The organism is Pantoea sp. Z09 (assembly GCF_022394795.1).
In the GTDB taxonomy this organism is placed as follows: Bacteria; Pseudomonadota; Gammaproteobacteria; order Enterobacterales; family Enterobacteriaceae; genus Pantoea; species Pantoea latae.
Genome location: NZ_CP092373.1, coordinates 713266 through 731438, shown reverse-complemented (window position 1 = coordinate 731438; position 18173 = coordinate 713266). Strand labels below are relative to the sequence as shown.

The 18173-nt window shown below is 66.8% G+C and carries 2 protein-coding genes and 1 pseudogene; all 3 read right to left on the bottom strand.

The genetic code is table 11. From position 1 onward, the window contains the following. Positions 1–74: 74 nt before the first annotated feature. Positions 75–14345 (bottom strand): Ig-like domain-containing protein, encoded by a 14271-nt coding sequence (locus MC269_RS03570; RefSeq protein ID WP_239953996.1) that lies wholly within the window; start codon positions 14343–14345, stop codon positions 75–77. Positions 14346–14411: 66 nt separating this feature from the next. Continuing rightward, positions 14412–14555: pseudogene (locus MC269_RS18805) on the bottom strand (Ig-like domain-containing protein); the annotation flags it as partial. 45 nt (positions 14556–14600) lie between these two features. Beyond that, positions 14601–18020 (bottom strand): Ig-like domain-containing protein, encoded by a 3420-nt coding sequence (locus tag MC269_RS03565; protein ID WP_239953994.1) that lies wholly within the window; start codon positions 18018–18020, stop codon positions 14601–14603. Positions 18021–18173 lie beyond the last annotated feature (153 nt).

Sequence of the window (18173 nt, the reverse complement as noted above, 5' to 3'; positions counted from 1 at the left end):
TTTTCCACTCGTCAGTTAAGGAAAGGGGCGCATCCCTGCGCCCGATAATGCTTCCCTGCCAGACATAACGGCGGTTAAGCCGTGTGATTCTGGTGCGGTTGTTGCAGTAGCTCCTCCAGTGAAACGTTGACGCCCTCCAGCGTGACCAGCTGCGTGCTGCTGTAGGCGGTACCGGTGCCGTCGCGGTCAATCGACAGCACGGTATTGCCATCCGCAGTGTGGTCCACCTTCACGAAGTCATTAACGTTGCTGGTGGTGTCGTTCCAGCCGACCAGCAGACTGCTGACGTCAATCTTGTCGCCGTCGGCGACAGAGAAATCGGTCCAGGTGTCGTGGCCGTTGCCGCCGACGGCATCCGCGCTGCTCAGCAGGTGATACACCAGGGTATCGGCGCCTGCGCCAGCGGTGATGGTGTCGTCATAGGCGCTGCTGGTGAGCGCATCCGCACTGGCGGTGCCCGTGATGGTCGGATGCAGCTCGATGGTAAAGCTGTTGGTGGTGATGGTGCCGTCGGCCGCCGCCAGGCTGTAGCTGAACACCTCTTTATGCGCAATCTCCTGCACGTTAACGGCGCTGTTAAGCGCGTAGGTGTAGTGACCGTCGGCGGTGATGGTCAGGGTACCGTAATCGCCCGCTACCAGCGTGCTGCCGCTGCTGCTGACGGCGGTGGTCTGACCCGCCTCGTTGGTGATGCTCAGCGTGCCGGTATGGGTTGCCGTGCTGTCACCGTAGATGCTGCCGCTCGCCGTGGTGCCGTCATCGACGCTGGCTTCCGCAAACAGGCTGTTGACCGAGAAGAGCGTGGTCGCCGGCCCGTTATGCAGATCGACGGTCAGGGTGGCCGAGGTCACCGTGCCGCTGGCGTCGCGCACCGAGTAGCTGAAGACGTCGGTGGCGGGCACCGTGTCGGCGTCCAGACCCGCTTTCAGCGCATAGGTGTAGTTACCTTTGGCGTCGACGGTCAGGGTGCCATAGGTGGTGTTGATCACCGTGTTACCGGTCGCCGCGATGGCGCCGCCCGATACCGTGGTCACCAGCGTACCTGTCGGCACCGTACCAGCCACCGAACTGGTGTCGTTCGCCAGCAGGTTGCCCGTCACGGTGGCCGCTATCGTCACCGCCGTATAGGTGATATCCGACGTGGTGGTGACGGTGGTTGACGGCAGAACGCCAACGCCGTTGCTGGTGCCCAGCAGCACGGCGTAGTTGCCGGTGCCGAGATTGCTGTAGGTCACGTTCGCGCCAGTCTGCGTACCGATGGTCAGCAGCGTGGAGATGTAGTTGGCCGAACTGGACTTCAGCGTCCAGGTGCCGTTCGCCTGCTGCTGATAGAGGTAGAGCGTGTAGTTGGCGGTCAGTGCAGCCAGGCTGGTCGCCGAGGCGTGCAGCGTGACTGAACGCGTATCGCCCGTTCCCACGCTAAAGGTATAGGCGTTGGTGCTGTTCAGCACGCTGGCGCTCAGTACCGTACCCAGGTTGACGCTCAGCAGCGCCGCGCTGGTAAAGCTGGTATTGGCGTTGGTGATGCTGCCAGCCTGCGTGGAGTAGTCCACCTCGGTCACATCGTTGGCCGCCACCACGCGGATAGCGCCCAGCACTGACGCGGCAGGCGAGACGTTGCCTGCGCTGTCGACCTGGGTGACCGACAGCGTCGCGCCGGTGGTCTGCGCCGTGGTCAACGACACCGAGAAGCTACCGTTGGCCGCCACGGTAGAGCTGCCGATGGCATTGCCGCCCGCGTCGCGCACCGTCACCGTCGCGCCCGCTTCACCGCTACCGGTCAGCGTGGTGCCTGCCGTGTTAACCGCCAGCGCGGTTACCGCCGTCGGCGCCACGCTGTCGATGGTCACGCTGGCCGACGTCGTGGTGCTGACGTTGCCCGCCGTGTCGGTCACCGTGACGTTCAGCGCATGCGCGCCCTGCGTCAGCGTAGCGGTGGTGAAGCTCCAGGCGCCGCCGGTGCTGGCGGTAACGCTGCCCAGCAGCGTTGCGCCGTCATAGATCCTGACCAGCGCGCCCGCTTCCGCCGTGCCGCTCAGCACCGGCGTGGTATCGCGCGTCGCCCCGCCGCTCGGCACGGTAACGGTCGGCGTCACCGAGTCGTTGGTGATCACCAGCGTGCTGGCCGCTGGCGCCGTGGTGTCGATGGTCAGAGAGGCGTTGACGCCTGGACTGACGTTGCCTGCCGCATCGGTCGCGGTGACGGTCAGGGTGTGCGCGCCGCTCGCCAGCGTCGGGCTAATCAGGCTCCACTGTCCGTTGCTGCCCACGGTGGTGGTGCCCAACAGGGTGGCGCCTTCATAGACGCTGATCCGCGCGCCGACCTCGCCGCTGCCGCTCAACAGCGGCGTGGTGTCGTTGGTGACGCCGCCGTTAGGGATGGTCACCGGCGTGCTGCCGTTGTTGTTGCTGACCGTCAGCGCCGTTACCGCCGCCGGCGCCGTGGTGTCGACAATGACCGTGGCCGCCGTCGAACCGCTGACGTTGCCCGCCGCATCGGTCACCGTGACGCTGAGCGCATGCGTGCCCGCCAGCAGCGTCGGAGAGGTGAAGCTCCACGCCCCGCCGGTGCCTGCCGTCGCCGTGCCCAGCACGGTGGTGCCGTCATAGATGGTGACGCGACTGCCCGCCTCCGCCGTGCCGCTCAGGGTTGGCGTGCTGTCGTTGGTCGCACCGCCGTTCGCCACTACCGTGCCGGTAACGTCGTTGACGATCTGCAGCGTTGATGCCGTCGGTGCAACCGTATCCACCGTAATGGAAACCGTTGCCGACGCCGCGCTGGTGTTGCCCAGCGCGTCGCGCACCGTCACGCTCAGCGGATGCACGCCGTTGCTCAGCGCAGCGGTGGTGAAGCTCCATGCGCCGTCGGCGCCCGCCGTTACCGAGCCGAGCGCCGTGGTGCCGTCATAAACGATCACCGTCGCGCCCGCTTCCGCCGTGCCGCGCAGCGTTGGCGTGTTGTCATCGGTTACCGCACCGTTCGCCAGGTCGCCCTGAATAGTGCCGACGTTGTCGTTGATCGCCAAATTGGTGACCGCTGCCGGTGCCGTGGTGTCGACAGTCAGCGTCACCGTGGTCGGTGCGCTGGTGTTGCCTACTGCGTCGGTGGCGGTCACGCTCAGGGTATGCGCGCCGTCCGCCAGCGTCGGCGTGACAAAGCTCCACTGCCCGTTGCTGCCCGCCGTCACGCTGCCCAGCACCGTGGTGCCGTCAGTGATGGTGACGCGGCTGCCCGCCTCAGCGGTGCCGGTCAACGCTGGCGTGTTGTCGTTGGTGCTGCCGTTGTTGGCAATCGGTACCGGCGTGGTGCCGTTGTTGTTGCTCGCCGTCAGGGTCACAGCCGCAGGCGGCGTGGTGTCCACCACGATGCTGGCCGTGGTGGAGCCGCTGACGTTGCCCGCCGGATCCGTGACCGTGACGCGCAGCGCATGGATGCCTTCCGCAAGGGTGGTCGCGGTAAAGCTCCAGGCGCCGCCGGTGCCGACGGTGACGGTGCCCAGCGTGGTGGTGCCGTCATAAACGGTCACCACGCTGTTGGCTTCCGCCGTGCCGCTCAGCACTGGCGTATTGTCGCTGGTAGTGCTGCCATTCGGCACCGTCACGTTGGCGGCGTCGTTGGTGACCACCAGCGTTGACGCCGCTGGCGCGACGGTATCCACCGTCAGGTTGAACGGCGTGGCCGCGCTGGTGTTGCCCGCCGCGTTAGTCACGGTGACGTTGAGCGTGTGCTCGCCGTTGCTCAGCACGCCGGTGGTGAAGGTCCAGGCGCCGCCTGTACCTGCCGTCACCGTGCCAAGCAGCGTGGTACCGTCATAGACGCTGACGATATTGCCTGCGGTGGTGGTGCCGCTCAGGGTTGGCGTGGCGTCATCAGTAAAGGCGCCGTTCGTCAGGTTGCCCTGGATCCCGCCTGCGTTATCGTTAACCGTCAGGTCAGCGACCGGCGCTGGCGCAGTGGTCGCCACCGTCAGCGTCAGCAATGCGGCCTCGCCGGTGTTACCTGCGGCATCGGTTGCGGTCACGCGCAGGGTGTGCGCGCCGTCGGCCAGCGTCGGCGTGGTAAAGCTCCACTGGCCGTTGCTGCCCGCCGTCACGCTGCCCAGCACCGTGGTGCCGTCGGAGATCACCACGCGGCTGCCCGCCTCCGCCGTACCGGTCAGCAGTGGCGTGCTGTCGTTGGTGGTACCGTTGCTGGCGATTGGCGTCGCCGTCGTGCCGTTGTTGTTGCTGGCATTCAGCGTGACGGCAGCAGGCGCGACGGTGTCGATGACGACCGTGGCGCTGCCGGACGGCACGCTGACGTTGCCCGCCGCATCCGTTACGCGGGCGTTCAGGCTATGTATGCCCTGAGAGAGCGTGCCGGTGGTGAAGCTCCATGTGCCGTCGCCGCCAACCGTAACCGAACCCAGCGCCGTGGTACCGTCATAAACGGTGACCACGCCGCCCGCTTCGGCGGTGCCGCGCACCACCGGCGTCGCGTCATTGGTGGATCCGCCGTTCGGCACCGTGACGTTGGTGATGTCGTTGGTGACGGTCAGCGTCGCCGGCGCCGCTGGGGCGATGGTGTCGACGGTAAAGGCGATCGCTTCCGAGCGCGGACTAATGTTGCCCGCCGCATCGGTAACCGTGACGCTCAGCGCGTGCGGCCCGTTGATCAGCAGCGGGGAAACAAAACTCCACGCGCCGCCGGTGCCCACCGTGGTGGAACCGATCACCGTATCGCCGTCATAGACGGTGACCAGCGCACCCGCCTCCGCCGTGCCGCTCAGCTGTGGCGTGTTGTCGTTGGTGGCGCCGTTATTGGCAATCTCCACCGGCGTGGTGCCGTTGTTGTTATTCAGCAGCAGCGCGGTGGCCGCAACTGGCGGCGTGATATCGACGGTGAAATTGATGGGGCCAGCCGGTTCGCCAGGCTCGTTATTGATATCGACGGTCGTGATAGAGATCGCATGCGCGCCCTCCGTCAGCGGCGTCGCTGGCGTAAAGCTCCAGATGCCGTCCGCGCCCACGGTCACGCTGCCCAGTGTGGTCGTGCCGTCCAGAATGGTAACCACGTCGCCTGCTGTGGCCAGGCCGCTGATCACCGGTGTGGTGTCATCGGTAAACGCCCCGTTCTGCAGGTTAACCAGCGTGCTGCCAGCATCGTCGGTGATCTGCAGCGTGCTGGTGGTCGGCGGCAGGCCATTTTCGATAGTGATGCCGACAGCCGTGGTCGCCGCGCCGACGTTGCCCGCCGCATCGGTCTGCGTCACGGTAAAGCTGTGCGCGCCGTTGCTGAGCGCCGCTGGCGTAAAGCTCCATGCGCCGCCTGCGCCCGCCGTCACCGTGCCGAGCAAGATATCGCCGTCATAGACGGAAACGGTGCTGCCCAGCTCCGCCGTGCCGCTCAGGATTGGCGTGTTGTCGTCGGTAAAGGCGCCATCAATCAGCGGGCCGGTGGTGACGCCCGCATCGTCGGTGATCACCAGATCGGCGATGGCCGCCGGCGGAGTGAGATCGACGTTAATGGTGTAAGGCTCGGCCTCGGCGCTGGTGTTACCCGCCGCGTCGGTAACCGACACGGTGTAGGTGTACTGCCCGTCGACCAGCGTGCCGGTCTCGAAGCGCCAGACGCCGCTCTCATTCACCGTAACGGTGCCGAGCAGCTCCTCACCCTGATAGATATTCACCGTCGCGCCCGCCTCGGCGGTGCCGCGCAGCACCGGCGTTTCGTCGTTGGTGTTGCCGTCATTGCCGATAACAATCGGCGTCGCGCCGTTGGTGTCGTAGATATTAAAGGTCGCGACCGGCTGCGGCGCGATAGTGTCTACCGTCAACGTGATAGATGAGGTGGCGCTGACGTTGCCCGCCGCATCAGTAACCGTGACGTTCAGCGTATGCAGGGCGTCAGAAAGCGCAGGCGCTGGCGTAATACTCCAGGCGCCATTGCCGTCCGCCAGCACCGATCCCACCGCCGTGGTGCCGTCATAGACGGTAACCAGCGCACCCGCCTCCGCCGTGCCGCTGACCGCTGGCGTGCTGTCGTTGGTCACGCCACCGTCGGCGATAGCGACGCCGCCATCGTTACGCAGCGTCAGTGCGGTCGCCGGTTCCGGCGGCGTCACGTCGACGCTAAAGGTAAAGGCCTCAGACCGTGCGCTGACGTTGCCGATCTCATCGGTGACCGTGGCGCTCAGCACATGGGTGCCGTCCGCCAGCGTCGGCGTGTTAAAGGTCCACGCGCCCTCGCCGTCTGCCGTCACCGAGCCAATCGCCACCTCGCCGTCATAGAAGGTGACGAGGCTGTTGGGTTCTGCCGTTCCCGTCAGCAGCGGCGTATTGTCGCTGGTGGCGGCGTTCGCCGTCAGTACCACCGGTTCCGGGCCGTTGTCGCTGCTCACCGTCAGCGCGGTCGCCACTGGCGCCACGGTATCGACGGTAAAGGCGATCGGCGTAGACGGCGCGCTGACGTTGCCGGCCGCATCGGTGAGGGTCACCGTCAGGCTATGCAGGGCGTCGCTCAGCGTCGGCACCGAGAAGCTCCACAGGCCATTAGCGCCAACCGTGGTGGTGCCGAGCGCGGTGGTGCCGTCATAGACGGTCACGATAGTGCCCGCTTCGCCGCTGCCGCTCAGCAGCGGCGTGCTGTCGCTGGTGGTGTCGCCGTTGGCAATCGCCACAGCCGTCGCGCTGTTGTCGCTGTTAAGGGCGATATCCAGCGCCGTCTCTGGCGCGGTCGCGTCAATCACCACGCTGATGGTAGCGGAGGCGCCAACGTTGCCCGCCGCATCGGTCGGCGTGACGGTAAAAGTATGGGTGCCGTCGCCCAGCGCAGACGGGGTATAGCTCCAGCTGCCGTCGTCGTTGACCGGGACGCTGCCCAGCAGCGTTGCGCCGTCATAAACGGTGACGGTGCCGCCCGCTTCCGCCAGGCCGCTCAGTACCGGCGTGCTGTCGTCGGTCAGGCCGCCGTCCGGGATGGCAACCCCCTCGGTGCCGCTGTCGTTGGTCAGCGCGAGGCTGGTGACCGCTGCTGGCGGCTGGGTATCGACATTCAGCGTAATGGCGTCGGTGGCCGCGCTGGCGTTGCCTGCCGCGTCGGTGACGATGGCGCTCAGGCCGTGCACGCCGTCGTTAAGCGTCGGCGAGGTAAAGCTCCAGCTGCCGTCGTCCGCCACGGTGGCGCTGCCGAGCACCGCCGTGCCGTCCAGCACGGTGACAATGCTGCCCGCTGGCGCGGTGCCGCTCAGCACCGGCGTGTTGTCGTTGGTCAGGCCGCCCGGCTGGATGGCCGCGCCGGTAACGTCGTTGGTCAGCGCCAAATCGGTCGCCGCCTCTGGCGCGGCGGTGTCGACGGTAAAGCTGGCAGCAGGGGTATTGCCGCTGCTGTTGCCCGCCGCGTCGGTGACGCTAACGCTCAGGCTGTGCGGTCCATCGGCCAGCTCTGGCGTGATAAAGATCCAGCTGCCGTCCGATCCGGCGGTAACGGATCCAATCGCCGCATCGTTGTCAAACACGGTGACGAGGCTGCCCGCTTCGGCCGTGCCGGTCAGCTCCGGCGTGGCGTCGTTAACGGTGCTGCCTTCTGCAATCGGCGTCAGCGTCTGACCGGCGTTGTTATTGACCACCACATCGATCGGCAGCGTCGGCGCGGTGGTATCCACGCTGAAGTTAAAGGCGTCAGAGGTCGGGCCGACGTTGCCTGCCGCATCGGTTACGACGGTGGTGAGGCTGTAGTTGCCCTCGGCCAGCGTCGGCAGCGTATAGCTCCAGCTGCCATCAGCGGCCACCGGCACCGTCGCCAGCAGCGTCGCGCCGTTCGAGATGCTGATCGAACTGCCTGGCTCTGCGGTGCCGCTCAGCACCGGCGTGGTGTCGTTGGTGGTGCCGCCCGCCGCGATAACCGCGTCGCTGGCATCGTTGGTGAGTAGCAGATCGGCTGCCGCCGCAGGCGCGCCGGTGTCGATGCTGAAGCCGATCGACTCGGATGGTGCGCTGCTGTTGCCGGTGGCGTTGGTGACCACGGCGCTCAGGCTGTGTGCGCCTTCGCTAAGCGTGGGTGAGGTAAAGCTCCAGCTGCCGTCGCCGTTCACCGTGGCGCTGCCCAGCACCGTGGTGCCGTCGAGCACGGTCACCGTGCCGCCCGCCGCCGCAGTGCCGCTCAGCACCGGCGTAGTGTCGTTGGTCTGGCCGCCCGCGGTAATGGCCGTGTTGCTGCCGTCGTTGGTCAGCGTCAGATCCGCTGGTGCCGCTGGCGGCGTCAGGTCGATGCTAAAGACGTAGGCTGCCGACGCCGTGCCGGTGTTGCCGGCGGCATCGGTTACGGTGGCGGTCAGGCTGTGATCGCCCGCCGCCAGTTCTGGTGTGGTAAAGCTCCAGTTGCCGTCCGCATCCACCGCTACGGAACCCAGTTCGGTCGCGCCGTCAGAGATAGTGACCACTCCGCCAGGCTCCGCCGTGCCGCTCAGCACCGGCGTCGTGTCGTTGGTTGCGCCGTCAGCCGGGATCGCCGTGCCGCTCTGATCGTTAACCAGCGTCAGGCCCAGCGCCGCCTCCGGCGCCACCGTATCCACCGTAAAGCTCAGCGCCTCGGTCGGCGCGCTGACGTTACCCACCGCATCGGTCACGGTGGCGCTCAGGCTGTGCGCGCCCTCGGCCAGCGTCGGCGTGGTGTAGCTCCAGCTGCCGTCGTTGCCCACCGTGACGCTGCCCAGCGGGGTATCGCCGTCAGAAACCGTCACGATGCTGCCCGCCTCGGCGGTGCCGCTCAGCACCGGCGTGGCGCTGTTGGTCAGGCCGCCCGCAGTAATCGCCGTGCCGCCTTCAGTGCTGCTGAGCAGCAGATCGGCTGCCACCACCGGCGGCGTGGTATCCACGGTAAAGGCCACCGCATCTGAAGCCGGACCGGCGTTGCCCGCTGCATCGGTGACCACGGCCGTCAGGCTGTGGTCGCCTTCGCTCAGCGCCGGCGTGGTGAAGCTCCAGCTGCCGTCAGTGCCTACCGCTGCCGAGCCGAGCGCCGTATCGCCGTCATAAACGGTGACAAAGCCGCCCGCCTCGCCGGTGCCGCTCAGCACCGGCGTCGGATCGTTGGTCACGGTGCCGTCAATCGCTACCGGCGTGCCGCTCTGATCGTTGCTGAGCAGCAGGTCGCCCGCCGCAGCCGGCGCCACCGTATCGACGGTCACCAGCACGGGCGTCGAGGCGCTACTGCTGTTGCCTGCCGCATCGGTGACCACCGCACTCAGGCTGTGGTCGCCCTCAGCCAGCGTTGGCGTGGTGTAGCTCCAGTTGCCGTCGTTGCCTACCGTGACGCTGCCCAGCGGGGTATCGCCGTCAGAAACGGTCACGATGCTGCCCGGCTCGGCGCTGCCGCTCAACACCGGCGTGGCGTTGTTGGTCAGGCCGCCTGAGACGATCGGCGCGCCGTCACTGCTCAACACCACATCCGCCGGCAAGGCTGGCGGCAGGGTGTCGACGGTGATGGCGACAGGCTCGGAGGCAGGACCCGCGTTGCCCGCTGCATCCGTCACAGTGGTCGTCAGGCTGTGATCGCCGTCAGAGAGCGCTGGAGTAGTAAAGCTCCAGCTGCCGTCGGTACCCACCGTTGCCGTACCCAGCACGGTGTCACCGTCGGAGATGGTGACGGTGCTGCCCGGCTCGGCGCTGCCGCTCAGCGTCGGCGTATTATTGTTGGTCGGCGCATCGGTGCCGACCGGATCGCCATTGGCGTCGGTCAGCGCGATGTCCGCTGCTGCTGCCGGCGCGACCGTGTCGACGGTCAGCGTCAGCGGCGTGGACGCGACCAGATTGCCGGTGGCGTCGGTATAGCTGGCGAGGAAGGTGTAGGTGCCATCCGCCAGCGTGGCGGGCGTAAAGCTCCACTGTCCGCTGCCGTCAGCGGTAACGCTGCCCAGCGCAACATCGTTGCTGAAGATCGTCACCAGCACGCCCGCCGTCGCCAGACCGCTAAGTACCGGCGTCGCATCGCCGGTGCTCACGCCGTCGGCCAGCGCCACCAGCTGGCTGCCGCTGTCGTCGGTCGCCTGCAGCGAGAGGGTCGCTGGCGGCAGATCTGCCTGAACATTCAGGTTAAAGGCTGGCGTCGCCAGGCTAACGTTGCCCGCCGCGTCGGTCACGGTCACGGTCATGCTATGAATGCCGTTGCTCAGCGCAGCCGTCGTCAGGCTCCAGCTGCCCGCACCGTCCGCCGTGACGGTGCCGATCAGCACGTCGCCGTCATAGAGGCTGACAAGCGCGCCCGCTTCCGCCTGGCCGCTCAGCGTTGGCGTGTTGTCGTCGGTGGTGTCGCCAGAGACCAGTGGCCTCTGACTGTCGCCGACGTCATCGGTGACCACCACGCCGCTCGCTGCGGCTGGTGGCGTAGTATCGACGGTAAAGGTCAGCGGGGTGGACGCCGGGCTGACATTACCCGCGACGTCGGTCACGGTGGTGGTCAGGCTGTGCGTCCCTTCCGCCAGCACTGGCGACGAGAAGCGCCAGTTGCCGTTGGCGTCTACCGTCGCGGTGCCCAGCAGGTTGCCGTTGTCGGCTACCGTAACGGTGTTGCCCGGCTCTGCCGTGCCGCTCAGAATCGGCGACACGTCGTTAGTGACGCCGCCTTCGCCGATCGGCGCGCTGGTACTGCCCGCATCATCGGTAAGCTGCACATTGCCTGCCGCCTCCGGTGCAACCGTGTCGATAGTGAGGGTCAGCGGTCCGGCGCTGGTGGTCGTGCCGTCAGGGTTGACGACGGTGGCGGTAAAAGTATGCGGGCCGTTCGCCAGTGAGAAGAGGCGGAAGAACCACTGGCCGTTGCCGTCTGCCGTGGCGCTGCCCAGCTCAGTCTGGCCGTCAAACAGCGTGACCACGCTGCCTGCGGCGGCAAGACCGTTTAGCACCGGGCTGTCGTCATTGGTTACCGCGCCGTCGGTCAGCGGCGTGGTGGTTGTGCCTTCGTCATTCACCGCCTCGAGGGTGGTGGTGGCAGGCGGCAGACCGCCGTCGATGGTCAGGGTAAAGGCGTCGGAGGCCGGGCTAACGTTGCCTGCCGCGTCGGTGACGGTGGTGGTCAGGCTATGCAGGCCGCTGCTGAGCGTCGGCGTGGTGAAGCTCCAGCTGCCGTCGGTGTCAACGGTGGTGTATCCCAGAACCACCTCGCCATCATAGATCGTCACCAGCGCGTTGGCTTCGCCCTGACCGCTGAGGGTCGGCGTGCGGTCGTCGGTGGTGTCGCCAGAGCCAATCTGCCCCTGGGCGACGCCGTAGTCATCGGTCACGATAAGGCCGCTAACAGCTGCCGGTGGCGTGACGTCGACGTTAAAGGCCAGCGGCGCGGAGGCCGGGCCGCTGTTGCCTGCCGCATCGGTTACCGTGGTGGTCAGACTGTGCGCACCCTCGCCCAGCGCTGGCGTGATAAAGCTCCAGCTGCCGTCGGCGTTGACCGTGGCGCTGCCAAGCACGGTGCCGCTGTCGGAAACGGTGACAGTGCTACCCGGCTCGGCGCTGCCGCTCAGGGTTGGCGTGGTGCTGCTGGTGGAACCGCCTGCGCCCACCGGCTGCAGGATGCCGCCGCGACTGTCGCTCAGCACCAGATCGCCCGCAACCGCAGGCAGCGTGTTGTCGACGCTAAAGGTAACCGGCGCCGAGGCGTTGCTGACGTTGCCCGCCGCGTCGGTCACGGTGGCGGTCAGGCTGTGGTCGCCTTCAGCCAGCGCTGGCGTGGTGAAGCTCCAGCTGCCGTCCTGGCCGACGGTGACGCTGCCCAGCACGTTGCTGCCGTCAGACACGGTGACGATGCTGCCGGCTTCAGCCGTGCCGCTCAGTACCGGCGTGGTATCGCTGGTGGCACCGGTGATGACCGGAACCAGCGCGCCGCTGGCGTCGCTGCTCAGCTGCAGGCCGCTCACCGGTTCCGGCGCAATGCTGTCAATGGTAATAGTCAGCACCGGCGACGGCGTGACTGTGCCGTCTGCGTTGCTGGTGTCGGCGCGGAAGGCGTAGCTGCCATCCTCAAGCGCCGCTGGGGTAAAGCTCCACTGCCCGCTGGCATCAGCGGTGACGCTGCCGATGACCGTGTCGCCGTTATAGAGCGTCACCAGTGCGTTGGCGGTGGTCAGACCGCTGAGAACCGGCGTCGCGTCGCGGGTGCTGGCGCCGTCGGCTAACAGGACAAGGGTGGTTCCGCTGTCGTCGGTCACCTCCAGCGAGGCGGTGGCTGGCGGCAAGGCTGCGTCGATGGTCAGATCGAACGCGGCAGTCGGCGCGCTGACGTTGCCCACCGCGTCGGTCACGGTGACGGTAAAGCTGTGCAGGCCGTTGCTCAGCGCGTCGGTGGTAAAGCTCCAGTTGCCCTCGCCGTCCGCCGTGGTGGTGCCCAGCAGCGTGTCGCCGTCGTAGACGCTAATCAGGCCGTTGGCCTCCGCCGTGCCGCTCAGGGTCGGCGTGCTGTCGTCGGTGGTGTCGCCGGAGGCGAGCGCGCCCTGGTCGACGCCCACGTCGTCGCTCACCGTCAGATCGACGATGGCGTCAGGCGCGGTGGTGTCGACCGTGAAATCGAGCGCCGGAGAGGCCGGTCCTGTGTTGCCCGCCGCATCGGTCACGGTGGTGGTCAGGCTGTGGCCGCCGTCGGCCAGATCGGTCGCGGTAAAGCTCCAGCGACCATCCTGACCGACCGTCGCGGTGCCCAGTACCGCGTCGCCGTCAGAGATGGTCACGGTGCTGTCCGGCTCGGCGCTGCCGCTCAGCACCGGCGAAGCGTCGCCCGTGGTGGCGCCTGCGGTCACTGGCACGGAGACGCCGTTACTGTCGCTGTTCAGCGTCAGATCGGCCGCAGCGGCCGGTGCCTGGGTGTCGAGGGTAAAGGTCACCGGCGTGGTCGCCGCGCTGGCGTTGCCCGCCGCATCGGTGACTACCGCCGTCAGACTATGGCTGCCGTCGGCCAGAACTGGCGAGGTAAAGCTCCAGCTGCCGTCTTCGCCAACCGTGGCGGTGCCCAGCACGGCGTCGCCGTCAGAGACGGTGACGGTGCTGCCCGGCTCGGCGCTGCCGCTCAAGACCGGCGCGTTGTTGTTGGTCAGGCCGCCGCTGACGATGGGATCGCCGTTAGCGTCAACCAGCGTAACGTCCGCAGCGGTTTGCGGCGCGACGGTATCAACAGTAATCGCCAGCGTGGCGGAGTCGGCGGTGTTGCCTGCGGCGTCGGTGACGCTGGCGCGGAAGTCATAGCTGCCGTCCGTCAGCGCCTGCGGCGTAAAGCTCCACTGGCCGCTGGCGTCGGCGGTGACGCTGCCGATGGCGGTATCACCGTTATAAAGCGTGACCAGCAGCCCGGCCGTGGTGACGCCACTCAGCACCGGCGTCGTATCGCGCGTGCTGGCGCCGTCGGTTAAATCCACCGGCGCGCTGCCGCTGTCGTCCGAGACCGTCAGCGTGACGGTGGCCGGCGGCTGCGTGGCGGCGACGGTGAGGTCGAACGGCGTCGTCGCCGCGCTGACGTTGCCTGCCGCGTCGGTCACGGTCAGGGTCAGGCTGTGCGGGCCATCGGCCAGAGCCGGCGGGGTGAAGCTCCAGCTGCCGTCGGTGCCAACACTGGCCGTGCCGAGCAGCGTGTCGCCATCGTAGACGCTGACCACGCTGTTGGCTTCCGCCGTGCCGCTCAGGGTCGGCGTGTTATCGTCGGTGGTTGCGCCAGAGGCGAGTTCGCCCTGCAGATCGCCGACATCATCAGTGACCGTTACGCCCGCGGCCGTTTGCGGCGCAGTGGTATCCAGCGTGAAGGTGACTGGCGCAGAAGGCGCGCTGACGTTGCCCGCCGCGTCGGTGACGGTGGCGGTGAGGCTGTGGTCGCCTTCGGCAAGGGCTGGCGAGGTGAAGCTCCAGCTGCCGTCCTGGCCAACCGTGGCGCTGCCCAGCACGTTGGTGCCGTCAGACACGGTAACGATGCTGCCCGGCTCCGCCGTGCCGCTCAGCACTGGCGCGGTGCTGTTGGTGGCGCCGTCGTTGACGATTGGATCGCCGTTGGCATCGGTCAACGCGACATCCGCCGCGACCGCCGGCGCCACGGTGTCAACGGTAATGGTGAGCACTGGCGACGGCGTGACTGTGCCGTCTGCGTTGGTGGTGTCAGCGCGGAAGGCGTAGCTGCCATCCTCCAGCGCTGCGGGCGTAAAGCTCCACTGACCGCTGGCATCGGCGGTGACGCTGCCGATGACCGTATCGCCATTGTAGAGGGTCACCAGCGCGTTAGCGGTGGTCAAACCGCTCAGCACCGGCGTGGTGTCGCGGGTGCTGGCGCCATCGGCCAGATCGACAAGGAAGCTGCCGCTGTCGTCGGTCACCTCCAGCGAGGCGGTGGCAGGCGGCAAGGCTGCGTCGACGGTCAGGTCGAACGCAGCAGTCGGCGCGCTGACGTTGCCTGCCGCGTCGGTGACGGTGACGGTAAAGCTGTGCAGGCCGTTGCTCAGCGCGTCGGGGGTAAAGCTCCAGCCGCCGCTGGCGTCCGCCGTCGCGGTGCCGAGCAGCGTGTCGCCGTCATAAACGCTGACGATGCTGTTGGCTTCCGCCGTGCCGCTCAGGGTTGGCGTGCTGTCGTCGGTGGTGTCGCCCGAGGCGAGTGCCCCCTAGTCAACGCCCACGTCGTCACTCACCACCAGATCGGCAATCGCACCCGGCGCAACCGTATCCACAGTAAAGAGCAGCGCTTCAGAGGCCGGTCCGGTGTTGCCCGCCGCATCGGTCACGGTGGTGGTCAGGCTGTGGCTGCCGTCAGCCAGATCGGTCGCGGTAAAGCTCCAGCGACCGTCGCCGCCGACCGTCGCCGTGCCGAGCACGGTGTCGCCGTCAGAGATGGTCACGGTGCTGCCCGGCTCGGCGCTGCCGCTCAGCACCGGCGAAGCGTCGCCCGTGGTGGCGCCTGCGGTCACCGGCACGGAGACGCCGTTACTGTCGCTGTTCAGCGTCAGATCGGCCGCAGCGGCCGGTGCCTGCGTGTCGAGGGTAAAGGTCACCGGCGTGGTCGCCGCGCTGGCGTTGCCCGCCGCATCGGTGACCACCGCCGTCAGGCTGTGGCTGCCATCGGCCAGAGCCGGCGAGGTAAAGCTCCAGCTGCCGTCTGCGCCAACCGTAGCGGTGCCCAGCACGGTGTCGCCGTCAGAGACGGTGACGGTGCTGCCCGGCTCGGCGCTGCCGCTCAGCACCGGCGCGTTGTTGTTGGTCAGACCGCCGCTGACAATCGGATCGCCGTTAGCGTCAACCAGCGCAACGTCCGCAGCGGTGGCGGGCGGCACGGTGTCGATGGTGATAGCCAGCGTGGCGGAATCAACCACGTTGCCTGAAGCATCGGTGACGCTGGCGCGGAAGTCATAGCTGCCATCGCCCAGCGGCGCTGGCGTAAAGCTCCACTGCCCGTTGATGTCGGCGGTGACGCTGCCGATCACGGTATCGCCATTGTAGAGGGTCACCAGCGCATTAGCGGTAGTCTGTCCGCTCAGGGTCGGCGTGGTGTCGCGCGTACTGGCGCCATCAGCCAGTTCCACCGGCGCCGCACCGCTGTCGTCGGTGATTACCAGCGTGCTGGCTGCGGGCGGTTCGCCTGCGGCGACCGTCAGGTCAAACGGCGCTGTCGGCGCGCTGACGTTGCCCGCCGCATCGGTTACGGTCAGGGTCAGACTGTGCACGCCATTGCTCAGCGCCGGCGGTGTGAAGGTCCAGTTGCCGTCGGGGCCGACGGTCAGGCTGCCGATAGCGACGCCGTTATCGTAAATTGTCAGCAGCGAAGCTGGCTCGGCCTGGCCGCTGAGGATCGGGGTGGCGTCATCGGTGGTGGCGCCAGAAGTCAGCGGACCGGTGCTGTCACCCACATCATCGGTGACCACCAGGCCGCTTGCCGCTTGCGGCGCCTGCGTATCGACCGTAAAAGCAATCGGCGCGGAAGCCGCGCTGACGTTGCCCGCCGCATCCGTTACCGTCGCCGTCAGGCTATGGCTGCCGTCGGTCAGAACAGGCGTGGTGAGGCTCCAGCTGCCGTCTGCGTTGACGGTGGCCGTGCCCAGCAGCGTGTCGCCGTCGCGTACGGTGACGGTGCTGCCCGGCTCTGCGCTGCCGCTCAGCGTCAGGGTATTATCGTTGGTCGCCCCGCCCGCAGTAACCGCCGCGCCGTCGTCGTTGACCAGCTGCAGATCGGCCGGCGTCGTCGGCACGGCAGTGTCAATAGTGATGGTCAGCACCGCCGATGGGGTGATACTGCCGTCCGCGTTAGTGGTGTCGGCGCGGAAGGCGTAGCTGCCGTCTCCAAGCGCAGCCGGCGTAAAGTTCCACTGGCCGCTGGCGTCGGCGATGACGCTGCCCAGCACCTGATCGCCGTTATACAGCGTGACCAGCGCGCCAGCAGTCGTCAGGCCGCTCAGGGTTGGGGTGTTATCGGCGGTTGATGCGCCGTCAGAGAGCTGCACCAGGGTGCTGCCGCTGTCATCGGTAATCTCCAGCGAGCTGGTGGCTGGCGGCACGTCCGCCGCGACGTTAACCACGATGGCTGCGGTTGATCCGCTGACGTTGCCCGCCGCGTCGGTGACGGTCGCTGTCAGGCTGTGGCTGCCGTTGCTCAGAGCAGGCGTCGTAAAGCTCCAGCTGCCGTCGGCGCCGACTGTAACCGTGCCGAGTAAGGTGTCGCCGTCATAGACGCTGACGATGGTGCCCGCTTCGGCCTGCCCGCTCAGCGCAGGCGTATTGTCGTCGGTGGAGCTGCCGGAGGCGAGCGGCCCCTGGCTGTCGCCGACGTTATCCGTCAACTGCAAATTAGTGGCTGCGTCCGGCGCGACGGTGTCAACAGTGAAGGTGAGCGTGGTCGCCGGGCTGACGTTGCCAGCCGCATCGGTCGCGGTGATGCTCAGCGTATAGCTGCCTTCGCTGAGGGTGGCGGCGGTAAAGGACCAGCGTCCGTCGCTGCCTGCGATGACCGTGCCCAGCACGGTGCCGTTATCGGAAATGGTAACCGTACTGCCCGCTTCAGTGGTGCCCTGCAGCGTTGGCGTGGCGTCATTTGTCGCGCCGTTTGCGGCGATGGGCGTCACAATCGCGCCCGTGTCGCTGGTTGCGCTGAAGTCAGTGATTGCGGGTGCGACAGTGTCAACGGTAAAAGAGAGAGGATCGCTGGCGCTGCTGGTATTGCCCGCCGCATCGGTGACCGTTACCGTCAGGCTGTGCTGGCCGTCCGCCAGCGTCGGAGAAGTGAAGCTCCAGCTGCCGTCGGCGTTGACGGTGGCCGTGCCTAACAGCGTGCCGTTATCGTAAACGCTGATGGTAGCGCCCGCTTCTGCGGTGCCGCTTAAGACGGGTGTATTGTCATCGGTAGTGGCGCCTGCGGTAATTGCGCCCTGAATGCTGCCGACGTTATCGCTCACCACCAGATTAGTGACCGCGCCAGGGGCGGTGGTATCGCCGCCGCCTGTGCCGCCGCCATTATCGCCACCGCCCGTGCCACCGCCGGTATCGCCGCCGCCCGTGCCACCACCGGTATCGCCACCGCCCGTGCCACCACCGGTATCGCCACCGCCCGTGCCACCACCGGTATCGCCGCCGCCCGTGCCGCCGTCGCCCGGCGTTTGCCCGGTTTCAGAGGAGTTACCGCCGCCGCCGCCAGAACCGGCGAACATCGCTGCGATGCCCGCCAGCGCCGCGCCGCCGATACCAAAGGCGGCAATGGTATTGTCACTGGTCAGGTTATCCGCCAGCAGCCCTTCAGTGCTGTCGATAGAGACAAACTGGAAGCCCTGCTGGCCGGGATCTTCGACCCACCACAGCGCGCCCTGGTCATCCTGCAGTACCAGATCGCTGTCGCCTGTCGGGCTATAAAAATTATGAATAACAACGGTTTCGCCGGAATGCGTTGTGACAACGAGGTCATTGCCGTTGCGCGCGAAGGATTTGATGTCAGATCGATTGAGGTTGAGCTTAACCAGACTCGGAGTGGTCAAATTAACGTCGCTGCCACTCAGCTGCGAGGCGATCGTGCCGCCTTTAGGCGTTACCGAGATATTATTCATGTTATGTATATCCCACTGAGGTTATTAATATTCATAAAAATGCCCGGCACCTTGTGATACCGGGTATATCCGTGAATAACGCTGTGTGCTATTCACTCCCCTCCTGGTCGATCCCATCCTGTTTGACGAAATCGCACTGAGCCGTATAAATCC